The organism is Algoriphagus persicinus (genome assembly GCF_035156415.1).
GTDB lineage: Bacteria > Bacteroidota > Bacteroidia > Cytophagales > Cyclobacteriaceae > Algoriphagus > Algoriphagus persicinus.
This window is the reverse complement of record NZ_JAYEEY010000053.1, coordinates 1-9,258: the sequence shown is the minus strand read 5'-3', so window position 1 is coordinate 9,258 and position 9,258 is coordinate 1. Positions and strand designations below refer to the sequence as shown.

Annotated in this window: 8 protein-coding genes; 3 read left to right on the top strand and 5 right to left on the bottom strand. The window is 39.7% G+C overall.

All coding sequences use genetic code 11. From position 1 onward, the window contains the following. Positions 1-206: hypothetical protein (locus tag U3A58_RS21345; RefSeq protein WP_323826427.1), on the top strand; the 206-nt coding region annotated here is incomplete at its 5' end. A gap of 1,019 nt (positions 207-1,225) precedes the next feature. Then, positions 1,226-1,765 (top strand): reverse transcriptase domain-containing protein, encoded by a 540-nt coding sequence (locus tag U3A58_RS21340; protein ID WP_323826426.1) that lies wholly within the window; start codon positions 1,226-1,228, stop codon positions 1,763-1,765. On the opposite strand, the gene tnpC is transcribed toward U3A58_RS21340, so the two are convergent. The 5 genes from tnpC to U3A58_RS21315 form a co-directional block, all read right to left on the bottom strand. Then, the gene (gene tnpC / locus U3A58_RS21335) at positions 1,742-3,262 is read right to left on the bottom strand and encodes an IS66 family transposase (RefSeq protein ID WP_323826425.1); all 1,521 of its coding nucleotides are present in this window, start codon (positions 3,260-3,262) and stop codon (positions 1,742-1,744) included. The two genes, U3A58_RS21340 and tnpC, sit on opposite strands and share 24 nt — an antisense overlap. Positions 3,263-3,528: 266 nt before the next feature. Next, positions 3,529-3,798: an IS66 family insertion sequence element accessory protein TnpB gene (gene tnpB / locus U3A58_RS21330; RefSeq protein ID WP_323826424.1), complete on the bottom strand. Its 270-nt coding sequence runs from the start codon at positions 3,796-3,798 to the stop codon at positions 3,529-3,531. Between the two features lie 24 nt (positions 3,799-3,822). Beyond that, positions 3,823-4,077, bottom strand: coding sequence for an IS66 family insertion sequence element accessory protein TnpA (tnpA, locus tag U3A58_RS21325; RefSeq protein ID WP_323826423.1), 255 nt, complete (start codon positions 4,075-4,077; stop codon positions 3,823-3,825). A 259-nt stretch (positions 4,078-4,336) separates the two neighbouring features. Then, positions 4,337-5,026, bottom strand: coding sequence for a sugar transferase (locus U3A58_RS21320; protein ID WP_323826422.1), 690 nt, complete (start codon positions 5,024-5,026; stop codon positions 4,337-4,339). A 30-nt stretch (positions 5,027-5,056) separates the two neighbouring features. Beyond that, positions 5,057-5,812 (bottom strand): WecB/TagA/CpsF family glycosyltransferase, encoded by a 756-nt coding sequence (locus U3A58_RS21315; protein ID WP_323826421.1) that lies wholly within the window; start codon positions 5,810-5,812, stop codon positions 5,057-5,059. Positions 5,813-6,182: 370 nt separating this feature from the next. Between U3A58_RS21315 and U3A58_RS21310 the strand changes: the two genes are divergently transcribed. Next, positions 6,183-9,258, top strand: a 3,076-nt coding sequence (locus U3A58_RS21310; RefSeq protein WP_323826420.1) for an Ig-like domain-containing protein, incomplete at its 3' end; no start/stop codon positions are given.

Here is a 9,258-nt window from a genome sequence, read left to right as displayed (position 1 = left end):
GTGCGGTCAGTTCCTTGGATAAATTTCATATAAAAAGATACAAAAATCACCCGATAAGTCCCATCGGGATAGTGGGTATTTTTAGTGAAATTTTGAATGAGTTTTTAGACAGTCTGACGTTTTGGCGCTTGGCGCAGTGGCGGATTTCGGAGCACAAAACTGTCAATACACCAAAAAGGTTGATGCGAGGTAAAATGTTCAATTAACCACGTCACCCGCCATTGAGCCAAACGCCTGTGTGTGCCTTGAATGGTGAATATAGGTCAAAACGATGACCGTTCCAACGGGTGAAATGCGAAGCATTCATGAACACTATTGAATGCAAATACTTCGTGAATAAAGTCCCTTAAGCGCGGGGGTAACGCCCTGAAGCCAAGCAAGTGGCAAGCTGGTTTGCCGTGAGAGGACCGAGCGTAAAAAAAACTTTCTGTGAAAGTTTTTAGCGAGGGGCCGGCTTGCAGGGTGGGTGAAGCCCTGAAGTCTCAGGATATTCTATAAGTCAGGGACTACAAAATCCGGTACTGACAGCCTGTCCCGCATGGCGGGAAACAGGAACTCTATACTGAGGCTATGAGGCTGGATGAGGTAGCACTACCTGTCTCGAGTATCGGGATCATGCCGAAGTGAGAGCCTCTCCCCGCTAGTGTTTGCTAGTGGGGCTGGATACTCGACGTGTGCTGTGTAAGCTATGATAAAGATGAGGGCAGGCCCCTCGTGAGGTTTTTAGGAAAACTCACCAAACCACTTCTATGATGCATCTGTGGTAACAAGGATGTGTGAAGCGATAGAAGAAAAGGCTGTTTAAATGGTCAGGTAAGGATAGAAGAGAAGAGCGGAAGCGAACCTTCCGATGAAGTGAAGAAAAGACCAGTCGTTGTCAAAATCCGGTCTATATCGAGAGGTCGGAAATAAGTATAGAAGGCTCCTAATTTAATGTCTTTACGGCAACCGTCATAAAGGGGGCATGACTTCTAACCAGGCTTTATTGTGGAATCACAGGAATCCTATATGCTATGCCAAAAGGAAAACACAAGCAAGCAGTACCTGTGAGTTGATTACTGATGAGTTTATAGGTGATGGATGAAGTCGTAGTAGTGATGAAACTCCTGAACCGCGAAGCGCTCACGAATACCAATGAAATGTAAACACAAAATGAGTAAATGGGAGCGGAGCGAAGGGCTTCAATTATGCAGTTTTAATTTAGGAACTACTTAAATGTTTAAGGATGATTTTTAAAGAACAGACAAAGTCGGTACCGATTACCAAAGAGATGGTTTGGGAATCCTACAAGAAAGTGAAAAGTAACGGAGGCAGTGCAGGGATTGACCAGCAGAGCCTGTCGGAATTTGACAGTTTACGTTCCAAAGAACTGTATAAGCTATGGAACAGACTTGCTTCTGGAAGTTACTTTGCACCAGCGATAAAGCAGGTAACAATACCCAAGGCAGGGGGTAAGACCCGTCCTTTGGGAATTCCTACTGTAAGCGACAGGATTGCCCAACAGGTAGTAAAGATGTACCTAGAACCAAGGCTGGAATCAGTATTCGTGGACAATTCCTACGGATACCGCCCGAACAAAAATGCGCACACAGCAATCCAAAGAGTACAACAAAATGTACGTCGATACAGCTGGGTTATAGATTTGGATATACAGGAGTTCTTCGAAAATGTGAACCATGAGCTTTTGTTGAAAGCTTTGGAAAGACACGTTTCAGAGGTATCCGCCCAAGCAACTGCATCTTTATTTAGCTACAGTTTTTACTAGGGAAAGTTTATAGTTTTTGGGTAGGAGGTCTTGTATTTTCTGGATGTTGGTATCCATGATGTGATCGAAGACGTATTTGAGCCATTGCTGCGTGTTTACTTCTTCTTTTTTACACATTGCAAAAAAGGAGTAGCTCATTGCTGCGCGCTGTGCGGCATCGTGTGATCCAGCAAACAGGTAGTTTTTGCGTCCCAGGGCTACCGGTCTGATTACATTCTCGATCTTATTGTTGTCGATTTCCAGCATGCCGTCCATTAGATAGTTGGAAAGCTGTTCCCATCGGATCATGGTATAGGACATAGCCTTACCGATGATGCTTTTGGGAAGCACTTGGGCATAGTTCTCCTTTAGCCGGCTGGAGAAGGCTTCCAACACCGGCAAGGCATGGTCGAGCCGGTAAGACTTTTTGTCGTTCGCACTGAGTTGCTTGTCCCGGCAGTGTGTCTCCACTTCATAGAGTTTTCCTATAAAGGCCAGTGCCAATGTTGCTCTTGTTTTATCGTTTTCTAGGGCTTCAAAAAACTTGCGATGTGCATGTGCCCAGCATCCCAGGTGGGTAACCCCCGGTTGATTTGCATAATATTCATACGTAGCGTACCCATCGCTCTGCAGGTAGCCTTTGAAACCCTGCAATATCTTTTTGGGAGCCGCTTGGTCGCGGCCCTTTTGGTAATCAAACAAGACGGTTCCGTCCACGGGGTTATGGTGAACCCAGTAGTAGCCCAGATGTGTATCTTTCTTTTTGGTGCTGTCCAGTACTTTGATGGTGGTTTCATCGGCTTGGAGGTATCCTTTGCCGCAGGTTTCTTTCACCAGCCAGTCATAGAGGATTTCCAGCCGTTCCATCCCCTGTCTTGTCCAGCCATCCAGTGTGGAAGCGGCTATGGGGATATTTTCGCGTTTGAAGCGTTGCAGCTGGCGGTAGAGCGGCAGATGATCCACGTATTTGTCTGTCAGGATGGAGGCGAGCAGGCCATTTCCCACACTGCTTTTGTCAATCAGACGGGAAGGTAGTGCGGCAATGACTATTGGAGACTTGCCTTCTTGTACGTTGGACGCGTATTTATACCGGATATACCGACGGATGATGTAGCTGCCAGGAATGTAATCTAGTTCTTCAGTTACTTCTTTGCCGATGCAGGTCATCTCTTCCAGGTTTCCCTCTGGATACAACTCAATTTCTTCCACCGGAAGGTGTTCGGGCAGTTTTGTCCTGCCGGGATGTGAAGAGCCGGATTTTCTGCGGATATACTCCACCTTTTGGGTGAGTTCCTCCTGCATGGCCTGCTGTACTTCGGCGGCGGTTTCAAAGGGAAGGCTCAGCTGGTCGGGTGACTCGAAGCGTTCGCGCTTCTGGCCGAAGAGCATCTTTTGGAACTTGGCAAGAATCCCTTCCAGCTTTTCGATACGCTGGTCTCTGGATTCCAACTGCTGCTCTCGTACGCCCAATAGGGCGATGAGTTCGGTTTTGCTTAGCTGGTCCAGAGGGTTGTTCATGAATCGAAAATAATACCCTGAAATCATCCTTCAAAGCATTAGTTTCCCACACCACCTGTGGATAAACAGGCAGTGACGCCTTTTTTTTAACTAACCGCACAGAAAACACCCCAGCTATCTCCAAAGCCATTTCCATACAAAAAAAACTGAACGGCGGTCGGTAAAATAAGGACTTCGAAACTTAAAAAAACTTAGGGCAGTGCGTACCTGGGGAGTTGACGGGAATTCAGTACCCGGATGCCTTCGACCATCAGCACGAGGGATGACTAGGGGAGTGTACCTCCTGCTTCCATTCCCACTGGCGGTTGAAAGGTGCCTTTTTCCAATCTTTTGTAGTAGATCACCAGTCCCCCTGCTTCCCAGTGTAGCAGTTTGACCAGGGTACGGCTGCGATTCAGGAAGATATATACTTCTCCAGACAGCGGATTCCGATCCAGAGAATTGCGGACCAGACCGCTTAAGCCATCAAAACCTTTGCGCATATCCACTGCCCCTCCATACAGAAAAAACCGCTGCGAGGCTCCTAATGTGAACATGCTACCATTTGATCAATTGGTGGATTATTGCAAAATCTTGGATACCCGAATGATCACTCCATTGGGAAACACCACTTCCAGTCCAGCAGAATGAACCGGGGCAGTTACTTCGGTAAAGCCTGAAGTCATCGACTCGGTCTTTGCATACACTTTACGGTGCCAGTAGGAAAATGTGGGTAACTTGATGTTCTCTTGGAGGCATAATTTACGCTGGGTGAGTCCGCTGGATTGGTAGGAAGCAACCATTGCTTCCATCCGTTCTTGATTTGCTCGTCTCATGGGTTTGTTTTTGATGCAAACCTAGTCAGTCAAATTAGCTCACGAAATATGTACTTAGCGGGGTGGATATATTGCAAACAGTGTAGTTCTAATTAAAAAAAAAATTAGAAAAAATGACCCATTCGAAAGAGAAGAAATGATTAAAACAATTAAAAAATAACTTATTAACTTTCCTAGTTAAGAGATTTTTTCCTTTCTAAGTAATTACAATTAATATTACGATGCAGTTTGTTTTACACTTATATAACTAATCTAAAAATTAGTATGCATTCTTGTTTTTAAAAATCAAACATTTTATGGTCCAGATAATAATTTTAATATCTAAAAGGATACTCCAATTTTTAATATAAAAAAGATCGTATTTCAAACGACAGTTTATATCTATCTTATCTCGTATTTCTCCTCTGAATCCTTTGGATTGTGCAAGCCCGGTGATACCAGGTTTTACCATATGCCTACACATAAACTTTTTCATTTTGCAAGAGAAATCTCTATTCATGCTTAGGGCATGTGGTCTTGGTCCCACGATTGACATCTCCCCCAAGAGCACATTAAATATCTGTGGTAATTCGTCCAAACTTGTAATTCTTAAAAACTTTCCGACTTTAGTAATTCGTGGATCATCTTTTTGTGCTTGTTGAAAATGACCATCATGAACAAAATTCATGGTTCTAAATTTATAACAGTAAAATGGTCTGTTTTCTAACCCATGTCTTAATTGCTTAAAAATAATAGGCCCTTTAGAGTCAAGCCAAATTGCAATTGCCAAAAATGTAAATAGCCAACTTCCAATCAATAGAAAGAAAAGTGAGCAAACTACAATATCCATCAATCTCTTAAAAATAACCTGAATAGAATCAAGATAGTTGATAGAAAAGGAATTTAAGAAAAAATCCTTTTCAGATTGATATCCATTTAATCGAATAAATTTCTCTATAGTTTGTGACATAACAATTGTAATACAAGTCAATCGATCAAATTAAACAACTTGACTTCTCCGCATCAAAATTAGTTTTTTCATTTTCTCTTTGGCTATACAATTCAGAAAAACAATTCCATAGACCAAATACCTTTTCCACAATCTTCTTGGCTCTTTAACTAACCTTATAAACCACTCCATTCCATGATCTACCCAAAAAGAATTGGGTCTTTCTACTTTTTCAGAAAAGAAATCAAAAACCGCACCTATCGAACATATATAGGTAGATTGAATAAGGTTTTTATTTTGATAAACCCATTTTTCCTGTTTTGGCGCTGTCATTCCTACAAAAAGAACATCCGGGACGAATTCATTTATTTTCTCAAGCATAACTTGATTCTCTTCTTCTGAGAATTGGTCACAGAATGATGGGGAATATCCCTCCATTTTCACATTGGGGAATTTTTCACCAATTTTCATACGAATTGCAGAAATAGTACTGAAAGAGGAGCCTAAATAAAAACAACGGCCATAAACTGAATTGAGATAGTTTAAAATAAAATCATGAATTTCTGCACCTGCAATTTTTTGAAAATTAGACCCATTTAAAAATTTTGCAGATAAAACAATTGAAATTCCATCTGGCAAAAGGATATCCGATTCTGAAAGAGCACGCTTAAATAAATTATCGTTCTCCGCCAAGCAAAAGGAATATTGATTAATAGTATTAATTGTCATTTTTCCCTTGTAGAGAATTTCGGAAAGACCTCCAATAAAAATATTGTAGCCTAAAAACTGAGTTTGTGGAATCAACATTTACAAAATTTTTTAAAGTGGAAATATGCTCAAAATACTACTACAAGATACATTTTTTTCCTGATAAATTACATTATTTTTTATTTAAGTGATTAACAAGTGTAAAAAGCTGTATTGTTAAAAAAAGAAAAATTTTATTTTTTTAAATTTATTATACTTAATATTAAATTCTGGAAATGCTGAAATATCAAAATATATTTCTGTAGCTATCAAATATATTTCTATAGCTATCAAATACAATTCTATTGGTTTAAAAGGAAATAGAAACAATGTTTTATAGTTATAAAAATATATATAACCAATGTTACACTAAATGGGAATTCAATTCCTCATAGTGGTATAAAGATTGACCAATATAATATTACCCTATATGAAAAATTACAACAATTCCACTCGAAAGAGAGTGGAAAATAGAATAATAGTGTCCACACTACTATTGTTCTTAGTTATATTAAATAATGCCTTTGCAACAGAATATTATTTCTCCAGTACTACAGGAAATGATAGCAGATCAATAACAGAGGCTCAAAATGAATCCACACCTTGGAAAAGTATTGACAAATTGAATTCCATTTCTTCTGTACTTAAAGGTGGGGATAAAATTTTCTTTAAAAGTGGAGACGTTTTCGTGGGCTCCATCCTCATCAATAAGGGTGGAGATGCCGGAAATCCAATTACGTTCACATCATATGGTTCTGGAGCGAAACCTATAATTACATCTTTAGAACCAGTAACAAATTGGGAATCTATTGGTGGAGGAATCTTTGAAGCCGCTATATCTAATCTTACCGGGGATAAAATCCAAGTGGTTTTAATTGACAATGTCATTAGACCAATGGGGCGCTATCCGAATGCGGATGCTTCAAATGCTGGTTATTTGCTCATAAACTCTGTCAATAATAATTACAGTATCAATGGCGATGCTCTTCCTGGAGATTTTTCTGGTGGAGAAGTTGTGATTCGTAAAAATAATTGGATAATTGATCGTCATGAAATTCAATCATCTAGCGGAAGTACGATTAACTTTTTAGAAAACACCAACACATTTTATACACCCCAGAAAGGCTTTGGTTACTTTGTCCAAAACCACAAAAATGCTCTGGATCAATTTGGAGAGTGGGCTTACTCAAAATCCACAAAGAAAATTGCAGTTTATTTTGGGGGCCAAAATCCTTCAAACCTTAATGTGCAAGTAGCCAAGAGAGAGCACTTGGTCATAAATAACTCCTATGTCAAAAATTTTACGTTTAGAAACTTGGATTTTAGAGGTAGTAATAAAAATCTCTTGATGATTCAAAAATCAGGTGGGGTAACAGTGGAAAATTGTTCATTGGACTTTGCTGGAGAGAATGCCATTTTTGGATCAGATGTACCAGATTTTATCATAAAGAACAATCACTTTAATCGAGCATTAAGTGGGGCCATTTATTTTTGGTATGGCACACCGCGAACGGATATTTCTGATAATTTGATTGAAAACTCCATGCCTTTCCAAGGAATGGCAAAAAGTAGTGACCTCACAGGGATAGGGGTATATATAGCCGGAGATGCAAACAATGCAAAAATTGAACGGAACCGGGTTTTAAATACAGGCTACAACGGGATACATTTTGGCGGAAATTATACGCTAGTCAAAAACAATCTAGTTGACAATTTTTGTCTCTGGAAACAAGATGGAGGAGGTATTTATACTAATTCTGATGGCCTTACTAACATGAATAATGTGGGCCGGGAGGTTGTTGGAAACATAGTAACCAGAGGTATTGGGGCCCAGGAAGGATCAAGCATCAATTATAAATTGGCTGAAGGAATCTACATTGACGATAATGCCCAAGGGTTAAAAATTTTCCAAAACACCATTTCAGACATCAATGGAAAAGGAATTTATCTTCATAATGGTAATAATATTCAGATTCTTGAGAACACCATATATAAAGCACCGCATCAAATTCAAGTTACTCATGATTATACAGGCAATCCAGTGCGGAATGTCCGTATAGAGAACAATCAATTTTCAAGCGTTTATGAGAATGAAGTGGCCTTTTCGATTTCATCCATCTTAGATGATATCAACCAAATCGGTGTTTCCGACAACAATTATTATTTAGACCCTTTTAAAAGCAATTCGATATTTCATAGTAAAGGAGCGAATGAAGGGGCAATAGGAACCAAAAGAAATCTCCCTAACTGGACTGAAACCTTCGGATATGATCGTAATTCATTACTTCCAGAATTCAATCTAGAGAAGTACAAAATCACAAGTTCTTCTAATGTGAAGTCAAGTAATTTTGACACTGATGTAAATTTGATTGCCGGAACTTATAACGGTAAATCGGAATGGGTCAGCACAGGTATAACTGCTGGAACATGGAAAGTGACCCCAACTGGAACTAGCACTATTTCCGCTTTTATTCAGATTGGAGCTACAAATTCAGGTGATGAATTTTTGATTGAATTTGATACCAAAAGTGAAACCTCTAATAAAAGTGTGGAATTACTCTTGGAAAAAACCTTTAATCAAAATCAAGAGGGCAATATCTATTATTTCGCTACTAGCTCAGGTGTACAATCAGTCAAGATTCTTTTGAAATCCAAGATTAGTACTGCTAACGAAAGTATTGTATTTAGAATTCCGGCATCAATACCCTCATTACTCATTGATAATCTTAGAATATCAAAAGTAATAACTGAGAAAATTCCAGTCACAGAATATGTTTTTTTCCAATACAACTATTCCAGTAATGCAGTTACTCACTCTCTGAATGGAGTATATAAGAATGCCAAAGGAGAATCTTTTGACCGATCTGTGACAATACCTGCTTACGGATCTGCACTTCTTGCAAAAGTAGATGGCACCAGCACTGCTCCAATAAATTCCCCACCTTCAATATCTATCATTGACCCGATTCAGGATCAGTCATTCACTTTTGGACAAGATATTTTAATTAAAACCAATGCTTCCGATCCGGAGAATAAAATCCAAAAAGTAGAACTCTTCCACGGCGAGCAAATGATTGCCATCGTCAATGCAGCCCCTTATGAGTTCGCCTGGAAAAATGCTCCTGTTGGAAATTATGTGCTCAAAGCGAAAATCTTCGATATCGAAGGATTAACTGCTGAGTCTGCCAGAATTAACATTTCTGTGATTTCAGCTCCAGCAGTCAATCAAGCCCCATCGGTTAGCATTATTGACCCAATTCAGGATCAGTCCTTTACTTTTGGACAGGATATTTTGATTCGTACCAATGCATCCGATCCGGAGAATAAAATCCAAAAAGTAGAACTCTTCCACGGCGAACAGATGATTGCCATCGTCAATGCAGCCCCTTATGAGTTCGCCTGGAAAAATGCTCCTGTTGGAAATTATATACTTAATGCGAAAGTTTTCGACGACAAAGGTCTGACTGCTGAATGTACCAAAATCAACATTTCAGTGATTTCAGCTC